The organism is Clostridium omnivorum, from assembly GCF_026012015.1.
In the GTDB taxonomy this organism is placed as follows: Bacteria; Bacillota; Clostridia; order Clostridiales; family Clostridiaceae; genus Clostridium_AX; species Clostridium_AX omnivorum.
This window is the reverse complement of record NZ_BRXR01000001.1, coordinates 229520-249109: the sequence shown is the minus strand read 5'-3', so window position 1 is coordinate 249109 and position 19590 is coordinate 229520. Positions and strand designations below refer to the sequence as shown.

The window sequence follows — 19590 nt, the reverse complement described above, 5'->3', positions numbered from 1 at the left end:
GGGATGAGAGCTATAAATTCTGTAGAACTTAATAGAAGAAATATACTAAAGCTTGTTATTATAGCTTTTTTTATTTCCGTAGTATGGAACTTAATATCAATATGTTTTTTTACAACTTATAGAATTAGTGGTTCATCCATGGAATCTACACTACACAGTGGTGAAAAAGTTCTGGTGAACAAACTAGTGTATTATGTAGTAAAACCACATAGAGGCGATGTAGTAATATTACATGCCACAAAGAACACAGATTTTATTAAAAGAGTAATAGGAATAGGTGGAGACACAATTGAGTTTAGAGATGATGTATTATTTATCAATGGAAGTTCTGTAGATGAGACATATTTAAGAGAGAATCGGCAAAGGGCAAAGCTTTTAGGAAACATATTAACAAATGATTATGGGCCAATTACAATACCAAAGGGCAAGGTTTTTGTTATGGGTGATAATAGAAATAATAGTATTGATAGCAGAGACATAGGAATGATAGATTTAAATGATATAGTTGGGCGTACGGAACTTATCTATTCTCCACGCAGCAATTTTAGATTAGTAAAATAAAATATTTTAAAGAACAGGATTGACCTGTTCTTTTTTATATAAAATGGTTGACCCTATTTCCTTATTTTAAAATTCTATTATAATATATATATATAGACCAAAATTTAGACTTAAGAATAATAAAGACTAGGGGGATAATTTATGAGCAGTATTGTTAATGATAACAATAGCAAATCAAAAAATGTAGTTTCATTAATGAAGGAGATGTTTACTACCTCAATTCTAATTTTTTTATTAGCCACTATTTTAGAAGGTGCTTTTTTAGGTTTCATTATAAAAGGTTTTACTAACTCAGAGAAGATTTTTTTAATTTCATTGACATGTATAATTTCAAATATTGTAATGTGTTTATTGTTATTTGTTATTTTTACTGCCACAATTAAGAAAACATCAGGCAACTTTATTTCTATTGTACAAGATATAAGTAGAGGAGACCTATCTACTAGTTTGGATAAAAAGGACTTTAAGGCTCTTGGAAAAGTAGCTGACCATATAAATTCTATTACTTCAGAGATGCGAAAGATAGTTGAAGAATCCTATCATCTTACTAAGTCAATGGTAAAATCCTCAATTGATATGACTGATAAAGTTAGACAAGCCACTGCCTCAATATCAGAAATATCGAAAACTATTGATGATATTGCAGCTGATGCTTCGAATCAGGTTTCTGAAACACAAAAGAGCGTAGATATTATGAATAACCTGTCAAATCATATTGTTGTTGTAAATGATAGCTATGATGCTGTAATAGAGGAAACAGACAATGTGAGCAATTTAAATAAGCAAGGACTTGATGCGGTTAAAAGTTTGCAGGATAAGTCTTCTAACTTAAATTTATCTTCAGAGAAAATATTCGACGCGGTAGACCATTTAGCAGAGACTCTTAAAAATATTAACTTATTTGTTGATTCAATACAGAGCATTGCAGATCAAACAAACCTGTTAGCTTTAAATGCTGCTATTGAAGCAGCTAGAGCTGGGGAATCAGGAAAAGGTTTTGCGGTTGTAGCAGAAGAAGTAAGAAAGCTTGCGGAGCAGAGTAAGCAATCTACAGAGGAAATAAGTAATTTGATAAAGAACATACAAAGCGATTCAAAGCAAACTATAGATGCAACAAGGGTAATGCAAAATGTATCAAAAGAGCAGCTTATTGCTGTTGATAAGACTGAACAATCTTTCAAAAGGATTGCTACAGCTATTGATTCAATTATATTAAAAATTAATGAGACAAACGATGCTATAAGTCAGATGGAAGAACTTAAAAATAAATCAATCTCTTCTATAGAGAACACGGCAAATGTATCTGAGCAAACAGCTGCAGCTAGTGAAGAACTTGCTGCCAGCGTAGATGTACAATTACAAATATTTGACGATATGTTAAAGTCAGCTGAAGAATTAAATTCTCTTGCAAACAATATGGATGCAGGGCTAAAAAAGTATAAATTATAGTAAAAGTACAGTATTTAAGCTTAAAAGGGGCTGCCAAAAAATGATTGAAAATCATTAATGAAGGCAGCGCCTTTTTTACGCATATAAGTATTATAAGTGATTTTGAAGGGGGATTTTTTTTGAGAAGGGAATATATAAGTTATAATGATAAAACACCTATTAATGTATCTTATATGAGCATAAAGGACTATCCAATTCATTGGCATAACTCTATAGAAATAATTTATGTTATTAAAGGCACTGTAGAGGTATATATAAACTCAATAAAATATCAAATACATGAAGAGCAAATTGAAATTATTAATGTTGACGAGGTCCACCAGCTCCATAGTGATGATAGTTCTAATAAGATTTTGATTTTTCATATAGATCCTTATTTTTTTGAAAAATATTATTCGGATATCGCGAATATGTTTTTTTATACAAACACATCGACTCAGGATGCACAGTCTAGCGAAGAATATGATGAGCTTAGGACTTATTTATCAAGGATATTATGTGAGATATTTCAGAAACAAGAAGATTATGATGAAGAAATTGAAAATATACTAGTTGATCTGCTTTATCATCTTATTAATAATTTTAATTATTTAATTTATGGCAAGGAAGAACTTAAGGAAGATATAAATTTGTTTAGGAGATACCACAGTATATATAAATATATAATAAATAATTATAATAACAATATAACTCTGCAGGACATTGCTGAAAAGGAGTTCTTAAGTCCTCAGTATTTATCTCATGAAATAAAATATGCCTCTGGATACAGCTTTACTGATTTGATAAATCTTACTAGGGTGGAAGAGTCCATAAAATTACTTCTGGATTCAGATAAAACAATAACTGAAATATCAGAAGAAATTGGATTTTCTCATGCAAGATATTATAATAAAAATTTTAAATTATTTTATAAAACTACTCCTCTTCAATTTAGAAAAAAGTACAAGGTAGATGAAGATAAGCTAAAGAAAATGAAAATTTATAAAGAAATTGATTTTCAGGAATGTATAAGCTACTTATCATACTACTTAGAAGACTATGATAGATTTAATTATGAGGATAGAATAACAAAAATAAATATAGATATGGATTTAGATCTAGGTGCTTTTAATAAAAAATTCAAGAATGTAATTACTATAGGGGATGCCTTTGATTTATTAATTGAAGATAATAAAGATGCTTTAGAAGAATTACAAAATGAAATAGGCTTTGAATATGGCAGAATACTCAATGTTTTCAGTACAGATATGGCGATTTTTCCGGAGTCAAACTTTTTTAACTGGAACAGAACAAAAGACGTATTAGAATTTTTATATTCTATTGATATTAAACCCCTTATTGTAATTGATTCTGCAGGATTTTGTGAAAATGATTTTTTGGAAGCTTTTAAGTCTTTTTTAAGCTATTTTAGTGATTTAGATACACTAGATTTTTTACTGTTTGAGTTTGAATTTGGGAATACAATATCAGAAGAGCTGGAGCTTAGCATTAAAAAGCTTTTAAAAGATCAGTATGATATTGAAATTACAAAAAAATGTAGTGTTAAAGAAATTGTAGAAACAAATCCTATTTATGATACTGGTTACATGGTTCCTTTTATTCTTCACAATGCGCTAAATAGTAATACACTATCATACCTAAGAGCATTTGATGTTTTAGATAAACAAGTAAACCTGACAAATGAAGTGTTTTTTGGGTATCCTGGTTTAATAAATGACAAAGGTATAAAAAAGCCAGCTTATTATGCATATTATTTACTAAATAAGCTTGGGGATACGTTAGTAGCTAAGGAGGATGGTTATATAGTTACAAAATCCTCTGATGAATTTCAAGTTTTACTTTATAATTTTCATGAGGGTATAGATGAATTAGTTACTTATAAGGAATTTTTTAAATCAAGAGGACTAAAAAATGCTACATCAAAGAAAATTTCATTAAACATAACAAATATACAATCTGATATTAGAATTACAAGTTATGAAATTAATGAGCAGCAGGGCTCCTCCTTCAATTATTGGCTCCAGATGGGTAAACCAGTAAGAATTAATAAAGAAGAAAAGGAAATACTTCATAAGGCATCTTTCCCAAAAATAGAATTTAAATATTTTAAGAAAAGTGCCGTTGTAAATGTTCAGACCGTTCTTAAAGGCTATGGAGCTATATTGATTTTGATTAAAAAGGTACAAAAACACCAAAAGTAAGGTGCTTTTGTACCTTTTTACATTTTTACAGAAATGTGTAGAAGCTTAAAAGTACATTTTATTAAGCTTAAATGTGAATGTGATAAATAAGCCTAAGAAATATAATGAAATTAGAAAAGTTATTCATGGGTTTACCATATATGATTAGAGATGGAGGTGAGATATATATGGGAAATAGTGAAAGAATTTTTTCTAATGGAAATATAAATAGAATACTTTTAAGGTTTGCTATACCATCGGTTATCTCACTATTAGTTATTGAATTATATAATATGATCGATACTGTATTCGTTGGTAGATATATTGGAGGCAATGCCATTGCAGCAATTACAGTTGCTTTTCCAATTCAAAAGTTTATAACATCCATTGGATTATTAATTGCAGTAGGTTCTTCAACTTATATTTCAAGAAATTTAGGAGAAAATAAACCCTCTGAAATTAGAAAGAGTATAATAAATGCTTTTGCATTAACTATAATATTAATGATACTCATTCCTGTATTTATATATCTTATTAAAGAACCTCTTCTTTATAGACTAGGAGCAAGTGATGTAACTTATTCATTGGCCAATGATTATACATCAATGATATTAATTGGCGGCATGTTTCAGTGTTTAGGATTAGTAATATGTTATACTATGACTTCACTAGGAAATACTAGGATTACTCTTTATTCTAATTCTTTAGGTGCTTTAGTAAATACAATTTTGAATTATGTTTTAGTAGCTCATTTTCATATAGGTATAGAAGGTGCAGCTATCTCAACAGTTATTTCTCAAATTATTGTATTTGCATATGCTTTCTATAAATTCTATTGCGCATTGAAGCAGTTTAATATTAATTATTCAATTACATTTGCTTGCAGTTCGCTAAATAAAGATGTAATCAGTTCAATTGTAGCTATAGGTTTTTCTACATTTATAGTAGAAATATCTGATGCTGTAGTTACAATTATTTTGAACAATCTGCTTTATTCTTCTGGTGGAGACACAGCTATAATAATTGTTGGAGTAGTAACTAAAATTTCAATGTTTATGTTTACTGTTATAATTGGAATCAGTTCTGCTATGCAGCCAATTGTAGCTTATAATTATGGAGCTGAAAGATTTGATAAAGTTAAGGAAATAGTTATTACATCTATTAAGACGGTTACAATAATATCAGTAGTTTTTGCTATGATTATAGGCACATTTTCGAATGAAATTATTGGTTTCTTTTTAAAGGATAAAGAAATACTTCCAGAGGCAGTAAAGTCACTAAGGATATGTATTTCATTACTTTCTTTAACTGGAGTCTACTACATTGGTATATATTATAATCAAGCGATTGGAGAAGCTAAAAAGGGTTTCCTGCTTTCTATCTTTAGACAATTGGTAGTTTTTATACCAATAGCAATTATTCTTGTTGAAATACTTGGTACTATTGGAGCATGGATTGCCTATCCTATTTCAGATTTGATTTCAGTTTTAGTATCAATAATTCTTTTAAATAAAGCCGGAAAAGAAGAAGCTGAAAACAATTTAAATTTAGTTCATGATGAAAGTATTGCTTAATGATATGAAAAAATAATAAAAGGTTGATGTAAAGCGCACACTTATATTCAAAGTGTGCGTTTAATTTTTTAGTTATTCAATAACTATATGGTAATTGATTTATAATACCTTACAATACATATTTTTATAAAAGTAGCAAAAAATAAAATGGGATATAGATTGAGATGTAAGTCCTAAATGGACTTGCTGGCTGAAACTAGTAAAAATAAATTATGCAGTGTTTCGTCTGAAAGGAGAATAATTATGTACGACTCAAAACAACTTAGCTTGGATGTATTTTCTAGTATTCATGAACCTTATTGGATTGCATCCATAGATAAAACGGATTATCCAGTATTAAAAGAGGACATAACAGTGGATGTTGCAATAGTTGGTGGTGGAATTACCGGAATTACTACAGCATTTCTACTGAAAAGCAAAGGACTTAAGGTTGCTGTAATAGAGGCAGGTAGAATTGCACATGGTACTACAGGTCATACAACTGCTAAGTTAACATCTCAGCACGGATTAAAATATAGTAAAATTATTTCAAAGTTTGGAGAAGAAAAGGCTAGACAGTATGCAGAGGCAAATGAATCAGCAATTCATTTTGTTGCGAACTTAGTAAAGAAAAAAAATATTGATTGTGATTTTTGCTGGACGCCTTCATATGTGTATACTCAGTCTGAAGATTATATTGAAAAAATACAAAATGAAGTAGAAGCTGCTGAAAAATTAGGGATAAAGGCATCTTATGAAGATAAGATAGAGCTTCCTTTTGATATAAGAGCGGCAATAAAATTTGAGAATCAGGCACAATTTCACCCATTGAAATACATAACTTCAATAGCTAAGGAAATACCGGGAGATGGAAGTCATATCTTTGAGTTTTCTAAAGTTGTAGATGTTGATGATGGTGATAAATGTGTAGTAGTAACAAACAACGGAAGCAAGGTAACAGCATCAAAGGCTATTATAGCATCCCATTTTCCATGCTATGACGGACTAGGTATGTACTTCGCCAGAATGTATGCAGAAAAATCCTACGTACTTGGTATTAAGATAAAAGATAAATTTCCACAGGGAACCTACATAACAGCAGAAGAACCCGGTAGATCACTGCGTTCCCAAAGCTATGAAGATGGAGAAATGATACTTGTAGGTGGCGAACATCACAAGACAGGAAGTGAAGATCATACAAGTGTACACTACGAAAACCTAGGCAAGTTTGCAAAGGAAACTTTTAACTTGGAAAAGATATTATATAGATGGTCTACACAGGATTGTACTACCGTGGATGATGTTCCTTATGTAGGATATCTTACTTCTAAAACTAATAATGTATTTGTAGCGACAGGCTATGCTAAATGGGGAATGACAAATAGCACTGCAGCAGCAAATATATTAACAGATTTGATTACAAAAGGTGATAGTCCATGGGCACCAGTTTATAGTCCATCAAGATTTGACATACTTGCTTCTGGAGCTAAATTAGTATCTGAAAACTTAGATGTAGCTCAAACACTTTTTATGGGTAAGATTACACCTGCTCCAAGAGATGTGGAAATTAAAAATGGAGAAGCTAAAGTAGTAGAAATTGAGGGTGACAAGTATGGAGCTTATAGAGATGAAAATGGAGAACTGCACATAGTTGATATTACTTGTACTCATTTAGGTTGTGAACTAGTTTGGAATGATGCAGAAAAAACTTGGGATTGTCCATGTCATGGATCAAGATTTACAATAGACGGAGATAATGTAGAAGGGCCAGCATTTAATCATTTGAAGCATCCAGGTGAAGGGCCTAATAAAAAAGATCCTGATATATTTTAAAGAAGGCAACATATTAGGCCAATAATATTAGAGTTAGCATAAGCGTATCTAGCAGAGAAGCTTTAGATAGACCTACAGGAACTGAAAAATAGACATTTGACACAATTGCAATTTTCTAAACCATAGAAATAATCTATTTAGTAGCGAAAAGGTAAAAAAAAAACTTTACAATTAGTAGCTTATCTGGTAATATTGGATTAATAGTAAAGATAACACCAAAAGTCATCCCCCTTTTTAGCAGCTGGATTGTTCCGGCTGCTTTTTTATTCCTGTAATTGATAATGATAAAGTAAAATAAAAAAACATATTTTCACTTAATTGAGAAGTGCTTGTGGAATTGAGTGTTAAAAAGCATAGTCATAAGAGAAAAATGAATAGCAAATATTTGTGAATGCCAAACTAATCAAAGAAAATAAAGGAGGGTTAAAAATGTCTAAAACTAGTCATAAAACTGTAAATAGATTATCTAATGAAAAATCACCATATCTGCTGCAGCATGCACATAACCCAGTAGATTGGTTCCCGTGGGGTAGTGAAGCTTTTGAAAAAGCTAAATTAGAAGATAAGCCTATATTCCTGTCAATAGGTTACTCAACATGTCATTGGTGTCATGTTATGGAACGTGAATCTTTTGAAGATGAAGAGGTTGCTGAGGTGCTAAACAAATATTTTATTGCTATAAAAGTGGATAAAGAGGAGAGACCGGATATAGATAGTATCTACATGAATGTTTGTCAACTTATAAATGGAAGTGGTGGATGGCCGCTTACTATTTTAATGACACCAGATAAAAAACCTTTTTATGCAGCAACATATATTCCTAAAGAAAGTAAGTATGGATACAGCGGAATAATAGACTTGCTCCATGAAATTCATAATTTTTGGAGTACACGAAGGGATGAGTTGGAGAAGTCCACTGATGCTATAATTAATCAGGTTAAGAGGATAGCAGTATCACATGACAATGGGGATATAGGGGAAGAAACAATTTATAGCACCATAGAAGATTTTAAGAATAGTTTTGATAGCATGTATGGAGGTTTTGGAAGAGCACCTAAGTTTCCTATACCACATAATTTATATCTGCTTATGAGATATTCTTCTATCAAAGGTGACAAGGGAGCTCTTGATATAGTTGAAAAAACACTACAAGCTATGTACAAAGGTGGAATTTTCGATCATATAGGATATGGCTTTTCTAGATATTCTACGGATAGAAAATGGCTTGTACCTCATTTTGAGAAAATGCTATATGATAATGCACTGCTTGCAATTGCATATACGGAATGTTATAAGTTAACGGGAAAGATATTTTATAGAGAGGTTGCTGAAAAGATATTTAACTATGTACTTAGAGATATGACCTCTGAGGGTGGGGGATTTTATTCTGCGGAGGATGCAGATTCTGAGGGAGTAGAAGGAAAATTTTATGTTTGGAGTTATGACGAAATTATAAAAGTATTGGGTGAAGATAGTGGTAAACTATTTTGTGATTATTATGATATAACAGAGGCTGGGAATTTTGAAGGAAAGAATATACCTAATCTTATAGAAAAAAATATGGATGATATAGAAAATGATAAAAAAATAAGTTCAGAACTTGAAAAACTGAAAATGCAACTTTTCAATTATAGAAATAAAAGAATACATCCATATAAGGATGACAAAATATTAACTTCTTGGAATGGATTGATGATTGCTGCACTGGCTTATGGAGCAAGAGCTTTTGAAAAGAGTGAATACCTAGATGCTGCTGTAAGGTCGGTGGAATTTATATTAGGCAATTTAGTTAGTAAAGATGGTAGATTAATGGCAAGGTATAGAGATGGAGAAAGTGCTTATGAAGCTTATGCAGAGGATTATGCCTTCTTAATTTGGGGCCTTATTGAAATTTATGAGAGCAGCTTGGAAATGAAATATTTGGAGAAGGCTATAGAATTTAATAGCAAAATGCTAGATAACTTTTGGGATGGTGAGGAAGGAGGCTTTTTCTTATATGGAAAAGATACTGAAGAATTAATAATAAGACCAAAAGAGATATATGATGGTGCTGTACCCTCTGCAAATTCTGTTGCAGCTTATAATATTATTAGGCTTGCAAGACTTACAGAAAATTTAGAGTTAGAAAAGAAAGCTGAAGAAATTTTTAATGCTTTTGGTGGAACTATAAAACATAATCCAAGTTCATATTCATTCATGATGACAGCATTACTTTTTTATGAAATAGGCACTCAGGTAATTGTAATTGCTGGTGAAAAAGGTGAAAGCAGAACTTTGGAATTTATAAAAGAAATTAACGAAAACTACTTGCCTTTTTCTATGCTTGTTCTAAATGATAATATTGAAATAGCTAAGGTGGATGAAAATTTACCGTCAAAAGGTAGAATTAATAATATGGTGACGGTCTATCTATGCCAGAATTTTACTTGCGGTAAACCAATAACAGATTTAGAGAAATTTAAAAAAGCTATAAAAGCAAAGATAGATATATAAAAAAGTCCTAAGCAAGTTATAAAACCTTGCTTAGGAAATCCTTAGTTCTTTCTTGCTTTGGATTATTAAAGATGTCATCAGGAACACCTTCTTCAATAATATAGCCACCATCCATGAAAATTACTTTATCACATACCTCTTTTGCAAAGCCCATTTCATGAGTTACCACTACCATTGTCATACCTTCTCTAGCTAAATTTTTCATGACTTGCAGCACCTCCCCAACCATTTCGGGGTCTAAAGCTGAGGTTGGTTCGTCAAAAAGCATAATTTCTGGTTCCATAGCTAATGCTCTTGCAATAGCAACTCGTTGTTTTTGACCGCCGGATAATTTGTCAGGGTACACGTTTGCTTTATCTTTTAAACCTACTTTATCAAGCAGCTCTAGGGCACTTTTTTTTGCTGATTGTTTTGAGGCTTTTTTTAGTGTTAATGGAGCCATGGTAATATTGTCAATAACTTTCAAGTGAGGAAATAAATTAAATGATTGAAAAACCATGCCGAGTTTTTCTCTAAGTACATTAGTATTTAGTTTTTTATCATAAATATTTTCACCGTTAATGAATATTTCTCCTGATTGTATTTCTTCTAATCTATTAAGACATCTCAATAAGGTACTCTTTCCAGAACCTGATGGTCCTATTAGACATAAAACTTCGCTTTTTTCTACTTTTAAATTAATATTTTTGAGAACTTCTACGTTAGAAAAGGATTTTTTTAAAGCGTTAATTTCTATTATGCTCATACTCTCAATCTCCTTTCAATGTATCTAGAAAAATAACTTAGCATTGTAATTAATACGAGATACAGAATGCCAACAATGGACCAAATTTCAAAAGCCTTATAAGTAGAGGCTATTATAATTTCTCCGCTTTGAGTCAGCTCCTTTATACCAATTACTGAAAGGAGTGATGTATCTTTTAAGGAAATTATAAATTGATTTATAAATGCTGGAATCATTTTACGAATAGCTTGAGGAAGTATTACTTTTCTCATTGCCTGACTATATGAAAGTCCTAAACTTCTTGCAGCCTCTAATTGACCATTATCTATGGCTAAAATACCTGCTCTGAATATTTCAACAAGATACGCACCTGCATTTACGCTTATAGTAATTATACCTGCAGTGATAGCCTGCATCTTAAAATTAAAAATACTAGGAAGCCCAAAGTATATGAAAAATGCTTGAACAATAAGCGGAGTACCCCTAATTATATCTACATAAACAGTAGAGATGGCCCTAAGTACCTTTGAGGTACCTATAGCCATAAGTCCAAATATCAATCCTAAAAAACTTGCTATAATTAAAGATACAAAAGCAACTCGTAATGTTACTGAAAGACCTGACAGCAAGCTTGGAAGACTATCATTAAAAAGAGTTATAATATCCAAGTCTCATCATCCCCTTAATTTAAATGTAATTTATTTTTTTATATACCTTGCGATGATTTTATCATATTCACCATTTTCCTTGATTTTTTTCAAACCATCATTGAACATTGAAAGCAGCTCTTTATTTGAATCTTTTTTTACAGCGAAACCATAATTTGATTTTGTTATTTTGTCACCTATAATTTTAAGCCCACAATTTGGATCTAAAGTAATGCTATAAGCAATTACAGGGTAATCTTCAAAAGTTGCATCAGCATTCCCGTTTTTAACTTCTTGAAACATTGAAGGGGAATCATTGAAATATTTAATGGTGAAATTACTTTTATCCTTATTATCTTCTGCATATTTTGCACCTGCAGTGCCTTTCTTAACAGCTAGAATTTTTCCTTTTAAATCATATATAGTTTTTAATTGAGAATTATCATTTTTTGCTACAGCAGATAAACCTGACTCAAAATAGTCATCTGAAAAATTTAAAACTTTTCTTCTTTCTTCGGTTATGCTCATGCCTGCAATTGCCCCATCTATTTGATTTGATTGAAGTGCGGGTATTATACCTTTAAAATCCATAGGATTCAGTTCGTATTTGAAACCCTCTATCTTGGAAACTGCATCCAGTATATCTAAATCAATACCAATATACTTTCCGTCTTTTTGAAATTCGAAGGGTGCAAAAGTTGCATCTGTAGCTATTACATATTTTTTGTCATTACTAGTCTTCTGAGCAGAAGCAGCCTCCTTAGAAGGGTTTGAGCAGCCCGAAAGCGTTGAAGCAATAATAAGTGATGTGAATAAAAGTAGTAACTTCTTTTTCATAAATATTTTCTCCTTTCGAAATTAATTAGTAACTATTTAATATATTAACAACAGAAAATGCAAGTGTCAATTATAAAATATTCATTTTTCAAAATAATATTTTTTTTGAAATGCGCAATATCAAAAGGAAAACGATTGCATCTATTAAATAAGCATGTTTTTGTCTTATTTTGTAGTATTTTGACGATTTGCACTTAGCATAATACCATGATAAACTGGTGAAAACACAGAAGATAGGAGGAAAAAACATGAGCAACAAGATTTTTAGAGTAAAGCCAATTAATCAGCTCTTGCAAGATGGAGAGGGTGGAAAATCATTAAATAAGGTACTGGGTTCTTTCGAGCTTACAATGTTAGGTGTTGGAGCTATTATTGGAACTGGAATATTTGTTTTAACTGGAGTTGCAGCAGCAAATTATTCAGGTCCTGCACTTATTTTATCCTTTATAATTTCAGGTCTTGCTTGTGCTTTTGCAGGATTGTGCTATGCGGAATTTGCAGCTATGGTTCCTGTAGCTGGTAGTGCTTATACTTATGGATATGCTGCTCTAGGAGAAATTTGGGCTTGGATCATAGGCTGGGATTTAATTCTGGAATATGCTGTAGCCATAGCTGCTGTAGCTATTGGATGGTCTGGATATATCGTTAATCTTTTGAGTTCAATAGGTATCAATTTACCAAAACAACTAATTAATGCACCAGGAGTAAATGGAGGGGTTATTAATCTTCCGGCTATTTTGATAATAGCAGTTATTACAGGACTTTTAATTATTGGAGTAAAAGAGAGTACCACTGTAAACAACATTATGGTGGGTATAAAATTGATAGTTGTGCTTCTATTTATTATACTAGGAGTAACACATATAAAACCTGCAAACTGGACTCCTTTTATGCCATATGGTTGGAAGGGTGTATTTCAAGGAGCTTCAATAATATTCTTTGCTTATATAGGTTTCGATGCAGTTTCAACAGCTGCAGAAGAGGTTAAAAATCCTCAAAAGGATTTACCTAGAGGAATAATATTATCTTTAATTATATGTACTATACTATATATTGTTGTATCAGCTATACTTACTGGTATGGTTCCATATATTCAATTTAAAGAAACATCTGCGCCAGTTGCTTTTGCATTACAGCAAATTGGAATAAATTGGGGTTCTGCATTAGTATCTGTTGGTGCGGTTTGTGGTATAACTTCAGTTTTGCTAGTAATGATGTTCGGTCAAACAAGAGTATTCTTTGCTATGTCAAGAGATGGATTGCTTCCTAAGGTTTTTGGAGAAGTGCATTCAAAGTTTAGAACTCCTGTAAAAAGTACAGTTTTAGTTGGAATAGTTACAGCTCTTATGGCTGGATTTACTCCAATTGGCATAGTGGCTGAACTAACTAATATTGGTACTTTAGCTGCATTTATGATTGTTTCAGCGGCTGTAATTGTTTTAAGAAAGAAAAGACCTGATTTAAAAAGAAGCTTCAAATGCCCTATGGTGCCAGCGGTGCCAATTATGGCTATACTATTCTGTGGATATCTTATATATTCACTTCCGCGTATAACTCAATATAGATTCATAGCTTGGCTTGCTATAGGCTTGGTTGTGTATTTTATATATGGAATAAAGCATAGTACTATAGAAAAGTATGAAAATGCTGTGGAAAATGAAGAGGTAAGCTAGGGAAGTATATATATTTTATAAATGAGTATTTCAGTAAATGGAATACTCATTTTTGCGCATACTAAAATTGTACATGTAGAATGATAAAGGAGGTTAAAGCCCTAAATGGACTTTAGCAAGTAATTAGCAAGCGGAAGCGAGTAAGGTTTAATTGCTCCGTCTTCCGACTAAAAGGAGGAATGAAACGTGAATATTTCACTTCCTAATACCATTGAAAGGGTAAGGATTCATACAAAGGAAAAGGTAAATCAAAAGATTGATGAAAAGATGGTTGAAAGTATAACTAAATATTATAAAGGCAGCAGAGAAGATGTGCTTAAAAGACTGCAAGAGCTTGATGCTGAATGGGATATAGAAAGAACTCTAGAAACCCATGCCGCTACTGCAGCGCTTGCATCTAGTGTTATAGGTTTTTTTACTAAGGAAAGGAAGTGGTATGCAGTTACTGGAGTTATAGGTGGATTTTTGCTTCAACATGCCTTACAAGGATGGTGTCCACCTGTATCGATTTTAAGGAGGTTTGGAGTTAGAACATTATCAGAAATTGAACAAGAAAAGTCTGCTCTTAGAGTGCTTTTAGAGAGAAAATCATAAAAAATAATAAATGTATTGACAAATAATACTAATAGTTGTATAATACATTGTAATTTTAATATAAAAATTCATTGAAGAGAAGAGTACCTTTTTAGGTTTCTTTCAGCGAGCAGGGTTTGGTGTGAGCCTGTAAGATTAAAAAAGGGAAGAGAGCCTCGGAGAAGCTGCTTGAAAATAAGTAGAGCAAGCCGGTTGCTACGTTAAAGCATTGAGTGGACCTTATTGGTCAACTAGAGTGGTACCGCGGAATTATACCCGTCTCTTTTAATAAGAGACGGGTTTTATTATTTATATCGGAGGGAGTAAGGTTATGGAATACAAAAAAGTAGTTGCAGAAAGAATAAAAAAATGCGTTGATTTGGACTTGGAAACAATAGAAAGATTAATTGAAATACCACCAAGAGCTGAAATGGGTGATTTTGCCTTTCCGTGTTTTCAGCTTTCAAAAACTATGAGAAAAGCGCCGCAAATGATTGCTGAACAGATAAAAAATGAAATTGATAGAGAAGGATTTGAAAAGGTTGAAAATGCAGGACCGTATTTGAACTTTTTCTTGGATAAGGGAGTTTTTGTTAAAAGCGTACTGGAAAAAGTATTAGCTGAAAAAGATTCTTATGGTTCTTCTAATGTTGGAGTTGGTAAAAATGTAGTAGTTGAATATTCATCACCTAATATCGCTAAGCCTTTCCACGTTGGACACCTATTTACCACTGTAATAGGAAATGCTTTATATAAAATAATGAAATTCGAAGGTTATAACTGTATAGGGATAAATCATCTTGGTGATTGGGGAACTCAGTTTGGAAAGCTTATATATGCATATAAGCAAGGCTGGGCTGATGAAGAAAAATTAGCTAAAGATCCAATTAATGAACTACTAAGAATTTATGTTAAGTTTCACGAAGAAGCTGAGAAAAATCCTGCTTTAGATGATGAAGCTAGACATCATTTTAAAAACTTAGAAGAAGGAAAAGAGGAAGAAACTGCCCTTTGGAATAAGTTCAAGGACATGAGTTTAAAAGAATTTAATAAAGTATATGAAATGCTTGGAGTTAAGTTTGATTCCTACGCTGGAGAAAGTTTCTACAGTGATAAAATGGAATCTGTTATTGAAGAAATAGATGAAAAAGGGCTTCTTGTAGAGAGCCAAGGAGCAAAGGTGGTAATGCTTGATGAATATAATATGCCTCCAACTATTATAAAAAAGGCGGATGGAGCAAGTATTTACGCTACCAGGGATCTTGCTGCAGCGTTTTATAGAAAGAAAACTTATGATTTTTATAAAAATATATATGTAGTAGGAATAGATCAATCATTACACTTTAAGCAAGTATTTACTACTATAGGATTAATGGGACATGAATGGTCTAAAGATTGTGTACATGTACCTTTTGGGCTTGTAAGATTTGCTGATAAAAAGCTTTCTACAAGAAAGGGAGATGTAATATTCCTTGAGGACTTATTAAAAGAAGCTATATCTAAAACATTAGAAATAATAAATGAGAAGAATCCTAGTCTAGAAAACAAAGAAGAAACTGCAAAGAAAATCGGAATTGGTGCTGTTGTGTTTACTTACCTTAAGAATACAAGAGAAAGAGATATTGTGTTTGATTGGAAAGAAATGTTAAGCTTTGATGGCGAAACTGGTCCTTATGTACAATATACTTATGCAAGAGGTAAGAGCATACTTAGAAAAGCTGGAGAATTGAATGGAGAAGTTAATTACTCTAAGCTTACAACAGCTGAAGAATTTGAACTTGCTAAGCTTTTAGATTCTTTCCAAAGTTCCATTTTACTTGCTATAGACAAGTATGAACCATCTGTAGTAACAAGACATATAATTGAGATTGCTAAAGCTTTTAATAAGTTCTATAATTCTCATAATATATTAAATGTTGAAGACGAAGAAGTTAAATTAGGACGTTTAAAGCTAGTTGAGGCAACTTGTCAGGTTATAAGCAATGGATTAAATATTTTAGGGATTGAAACAGTAGAAAAAATGTAGTTTATAGCTTCAGAGAACTTTATAGTACTCTGAAGCTATTTTTGTATTTAATATATTATTTCTTTAGTGTATAATAAATGTATTGGCGGCTTACAGTCTAGAATTTGGAGGAAATGATGTATATTAGAGAGTATAATGACAATTTGATTATTCCTAGCGAAATAATTGAAAGATATAAGATGAAAGAAGTTGCATACTTTGATATAGAGACTACTGGTTTTGACAAAGATAAGGACAGAATAATATTAATATCTCTTGGAACTTTTTTGGAAGATGGAAGATTTAGTATTAAACAATATTTTGCTGAAACTTTGGAAGATGAAGCTGATATTCTTTTTGAATTTGGCAAGGATTTAATTAGTTTTACAACATGGTGTTCTTACAATGGAATGGCTTTCGATGAACCTTTTGTTAAAAGACGTATGGAAAAGAATAATATTGTATTTAAATCGCCAGATGAACATATAGATTTATATAGGTTAATTAGACCTTATCATAAACAATTGGGAATGGAAAGGTGCAATCTTAAAACTGTAGAAAAGTATCTTGGGGTTCAAAGAGAAGATAAAATTGATGGTGGTATGAGCGTTGAACTTTACAATCAATTTTTAGAATCAGAGGATGAGGATTTAAAATATATTATAATGCTTCATAATTATGAAGATGTGTTAAATTTACCTAAGATTTTCAAGATAGTCTATCAAGTAGACTGCAATAATAATTTAGTTAGGGAAGATTGCATAACTGAAAAACAGCTTGGTTTTTTAAAGAGCCTTATTTCGAAAAATAAAATTGTGATAAAATCTGATATTGAAAAAATATCAAAAAAATCGGCATCAAGGGTTATAGATGCTATATTAAAAGGCAATTTAGATGGTCAGCTTCTTGATGAAATTATAAGTAATAGTTATTAAAAAATAAAAGCAGGATATACCTGCTTTTATTTTTGTTTTGGGCTATTGTATTTTGGACAGCTAGAAGAGCAACTTCCGCAATTACATTTACCTGAAACGCTTTTTTTAAGATTTTTAAACAAAATATAACCTGCAGCGGCTATAATGCCAACTGTTACTATAATTTCTACTATCATAAATTTTCTCCTCTCACTTAAAACACTTAGTAATCTATTCATGCAGATTTCTTACGGACATCCGCGGGAAATTTAATCTGATTGTAATTAGTTCAATTACTTATTGAAGTGCGTTCAAATTTTCAGCCCTATAAAAGTTCGGTTATGACTTTTGAACCTTTGCTGTTTTCGTAGAAAATTAGATTAATGAAAGTATCATACTGCCTAAATTGTAAACTATAAATGATGCAACCCATGCAAGTACAAGTTGATATAATACTGAAAAAATAGCCATTTTGCTGCCGTACTCCTTCTTCATAGTGGCAATAAGTGAAATGCAAGGAGTATAAAGAAGTACAAATACTAGAAAGCTGTATGCAGAAAGTGGAGAAAAAACCTTAGGAAGCATTGTTGTTAAATCGCTGCCGTATATAACCCCCATGGTTCCAACGACAACTTCCTTTGCCATAATCCCAGTAAGAAGAGCAACGGAGTTTTGCCAAGATGCAAATCCCAATGGTTTGAAAATAGGGCTTATAAATTTACCTATATAGGCCATAAAACTGGAATTAATATCTGTCATACCAGTAAAATTAAAGTTAGAAAGAACCCAAACAATTATTGATACTGAAAAAATTATTGTACCAGCTTTCTTTAAAAAACCCTTTCCTTTTTCCCAAGTGTGCTTAAATAATAGTTTTACTTCTGGTAGCTTGTATTCAGGAAGTTCTATAATAAAAGGTTCCTCGTCTTTTTTAAAGAGAGTATTTTTAAATAGTATTCCCATTAAGAAGGCTATTATAATTCCTAATAAATATAGAGACCCGATAACTGTTACTTCTTTACCTTTAAAAAATGCAGCTGCAAATAATGCGTATACAGGAAGTCTGGCATTACATGACATTAATGGAACAAGCAGAGCTGTGAGTTTTCTATCCTTTTCACTTTCTAAGGTTCTGGCTGACATTACTCCAGGAACAGAGCAGCCGAAACCAATTATCAAGGGAATAAATGCTTTTCCTGACAAGCCCATTTTTCTAATTATTTTATCCATTATAAAAGCTACTCTTGCCATATAACCACTATCTTCTAAAAAAGATATACATAAAAACAAGGTTAGTATTACAGGTAAAAAAACAATAACTGAACCGACCCCGCCTACAACCCCATCTACTAGCAGTGATTTGAACCATGGACTGCTGTTATATAATAATGAACTCAAAAAGGGCATCAAGTAATCATTAACACCATTATCTAACAAGTCGGCTAATGGTTGTCCTATCCATGAAAAGGTAAATTGAAATATTAGATATATAATAATCATAAATAGCGGATATGCTAAAAATTTATTTAATAAGATTTTGTCTACTTTTTTTGAGATGGAAATGCTTTGGCCGGTTTTATTGACTAAGCATTTGCCTAGTACATTTTCTATATAAATATATGTTTCTTTTTCATTTTGAAATTGAAAGTTATTATCAATAAATGAATTAAAAAAATTCTTACTTTCGAGTAAGGTTTTTATATCATCGATTCCTACTGCCTTGGAGGCTATAATAGGAACCACTTTTACACCTAAGTTTTTTTCTAGTGCTAAAAAGTCTATTTTAAGTCCCTTTGCTTCTGCAGCATCAATCATATTTAAAACTAAAATAATCGGTTTGTTAAATTGTTTTAGCTGCATTGTTAAGTAAAGATTTCTATTTAAATTAGAAGCGTCTAAAATATTAATTATGACATCTACGTTACCGTTAATTAAAAAATCTTTAGAAACCCTTTCCTCGTTGGAGTAGGTATCCATAGCATAAATGCCTGGTAAATCTACTATCCTGATTGATTTTCCTATGTAACCTTCTTTTTTGTCTACTGTTACACCAGCCCAATTTCCTACATGCTGATTTGAACCTGTTAGTTGATTGAATAAAGTGGTTTTCCCAACGTTGGGATTACCAAGAAGTGCGGCTGTTAACAT

General features: G+C 31.6%; 15 protein-coding genes and 1 other annotated feature. Of the genes, 10 read left to right on the top strand and 5 right to left on the bottom strand.

The genetic code is table 11. The features are described 5' to 3' along the window. Positions 1-3: 3 nt before the first annotated feature. The 6 genes from lepB to bsdE14_RS01120 all read left to right on the top strand — a co-directional run bounded on the left by lepB (position 4) and on the right by bsdE14_RS01120 (position 10069). A complete protein-coding gene (lepB, locus tag bsdE14_RS01145; protein WP_264848082.1) occupies positions 4-561 on the top strand; it encodes a signal peptidase I in 558 nt (185 codons plus the stop codon). 141 nt (positions 562-702) lie between these two features. Beyond that, on the top strand, positions 703-2010 hold the full coding sequence (locus bsdE14_RS01140) for a methyl-accepting chemotaxis protein (protein WP_264848080.1): 1308 nt from the start codon (positions 703-705) through the stop codon (positions 2008-2010). Positions 2011-2129: 119 nt separating this feature from the next. Then, entirely contained in the window at positions 2130-4211 is a 2082-nt protein-coding gene (locus bsdE14_RS01135; protein ID WP_264848079.1) for a GH39 family glycosyl hydrolase, read from the top strand. A gap of 104 nt (positions 4212-4315) precedes the next feature. Next, positions 4316-5764 carry an MATE family efflux transporter gene (locus bsdE14_RS01130; RefSeq protein ID WP_264848078.1) on the top strand — a complete coding sequence of 483 codons (1449 nt, stop codon included), beginning with the start codon at positions 4316-4318 and terminating at the stop codon, positions 5762-5764. A 243-nt stretch (positions 5765-6007) separates the two neighbouring features. Then, positions 6008-7576 carry an FAD-dependent oxidoreductase gene (locus bsdE14_RS01125; RefSeq protein ID WP_264848077.1) on the top strand — a complete coding sequence of 523 codons (1569 nt, stop codon included), beginning with the start codon at positions 6008-6010 and terminating at the stop codon, positions 7574-7576. Positions 7577-8005: 429 nt separating this feature from the next. Next, positions 8006-10069: a thioredoxin domain-containing protein gene (locus bsdE14_RS01120; RefSeq protein WP_264848076.1), complete on the top strand. Its 2064-nt coding sequence runs from the start codon at positions 8006-8008 to the stop codon at positions 10067-10069. A gap of 16 nt (positions 10070-10085) precedes the next feature. Here the strand turns inward: bsdE14_RS01120 and bsdE14_RS01115 are convergent, their stop codons facing one another. The 3 genes from bsdE14_RS01115 to bsdE14_RS01105 are packed head-to-tail and all read right to left on the bottom strand — an operon-like array spanning position 10086 to position 12277. After that, complete coding sequence (locus bsdE14_RS01115) at positions 10086-10808, bottom strand: amino acid ABC transporter ATP-binding protein (protein ID WP_264852196.1); 723 nt, start codon at positions 10806-10808, stop codon at positions 10086-10088. Between the two features lie 2 nt (positions 10809-10810). Beyond that, on the bottom strand, positions 10811-11461 hold the full coding sequence (locus bsdE14_RS01110) for an amino acid ABC transporter permease (protein WP_264848075.1): 651 nt from the start codon (positions 11459-11461) through the stop codon (positions 10811-10813). Positions 11462-11491: 30 nt separating this feature from the next. Continuing rightward, on the bottom strand, positions 11492-12277 hold the full coding sequence (locus tag bsdE14_RS01105; protein WP_264848074.1) for a transporter substrate-binding domain-containing protein: 786 nt from the start codon (positions 12275-12277) through the stop codon (positions 11492-11494). Positions 12278-12525: 248 nt separating this feature from the next. On the opposite strand from bsdE14_RS01105, the gene bcaP reads away from it, so the two are divergent. The 4 genes from bcaP (at position 12526) to bsdE14_RS01085 (ending at position 17463) form a co-directional block, all read left to right on the top strand. After that, entirely contained in the window at positions 12526-13950 is a 1425-nt protein-coding gene (bcaP, locus tag bsdE14_RS01100) for a branched-chain amino acid transporter BcaP (protein ID WP_264848073.1), read from the top strand. Between the two features lie 186 nt (positions 13951-14136). Continuing rightward, positions 14137-14544 (top strand): YgaP family membrane protein, encoded by a 408-nt coding sequence (locus tag bsdE14_RS01095; protein WP_264848072.1) that lies wholly within the window; start codon positions 14137-14139, stop codon positions 14542-14544. Between the two features lie 62 nt (positions 14545-14606). After that, positions 14607-14810: a binding site (T-box leader), on the top strand. Between the two features lie 44 nt (positions 14811-14854). Continuing rightward, a complete protein-coding gene (argS, locus tag bsdE14_RS01090) occupies positions 14855-16549 on the top strand; it encodes an arginine--tRNA ligase (RefSeq protein ID WP_264848071.1) in 1695 nt (564 codons plus the stop codon). A gap of 116 nt (positions 16550-16665) precedes the next feature. Continuing rightward, the gene (locus tag bsdE14_RS01085) at positions 16666-17463 is read left to right on the top strand and encodes a ribonuclease H-like domain-containing protein (RefSeq protein WP_264848070.1); all 798 of its coding nucleotides are present in this window, start codon (positions 16666-16668) and stop codon (positions 17461-17463) included. A 26-nt stretch (positions 17464-17489) separates the two neighbouring features. On the opposite strand, the gene bsdE14_RS01080 is transcribed toward bsdE14_RS01085, so the two are convergent. Both bsdE14_RS01080 and feoB read right to left on the bottom strand, forming a co-directional pair. Further along, entirely contained in the window at positions 17490-17639 is a 150-nt protein-coding gene (locus bsdE14_RS01080) for a FeoB-associated Cys-rich membrane protein (protein ID WP_264848069.1), read from the bottom strand. A gap of 178 nt (positions 17640-17817) precedes the next feature. Next, on the bottom strand, positions 17818-19590 hold the full coding sequence (gene feoB / locus bsdE14_RS01075) for a ferrous iron transport protein B (RefSeq protein ID WP_264848068.1): 1773 nt from the start codon (positions 19588-19590) through the stop codon (positions 17818-17820).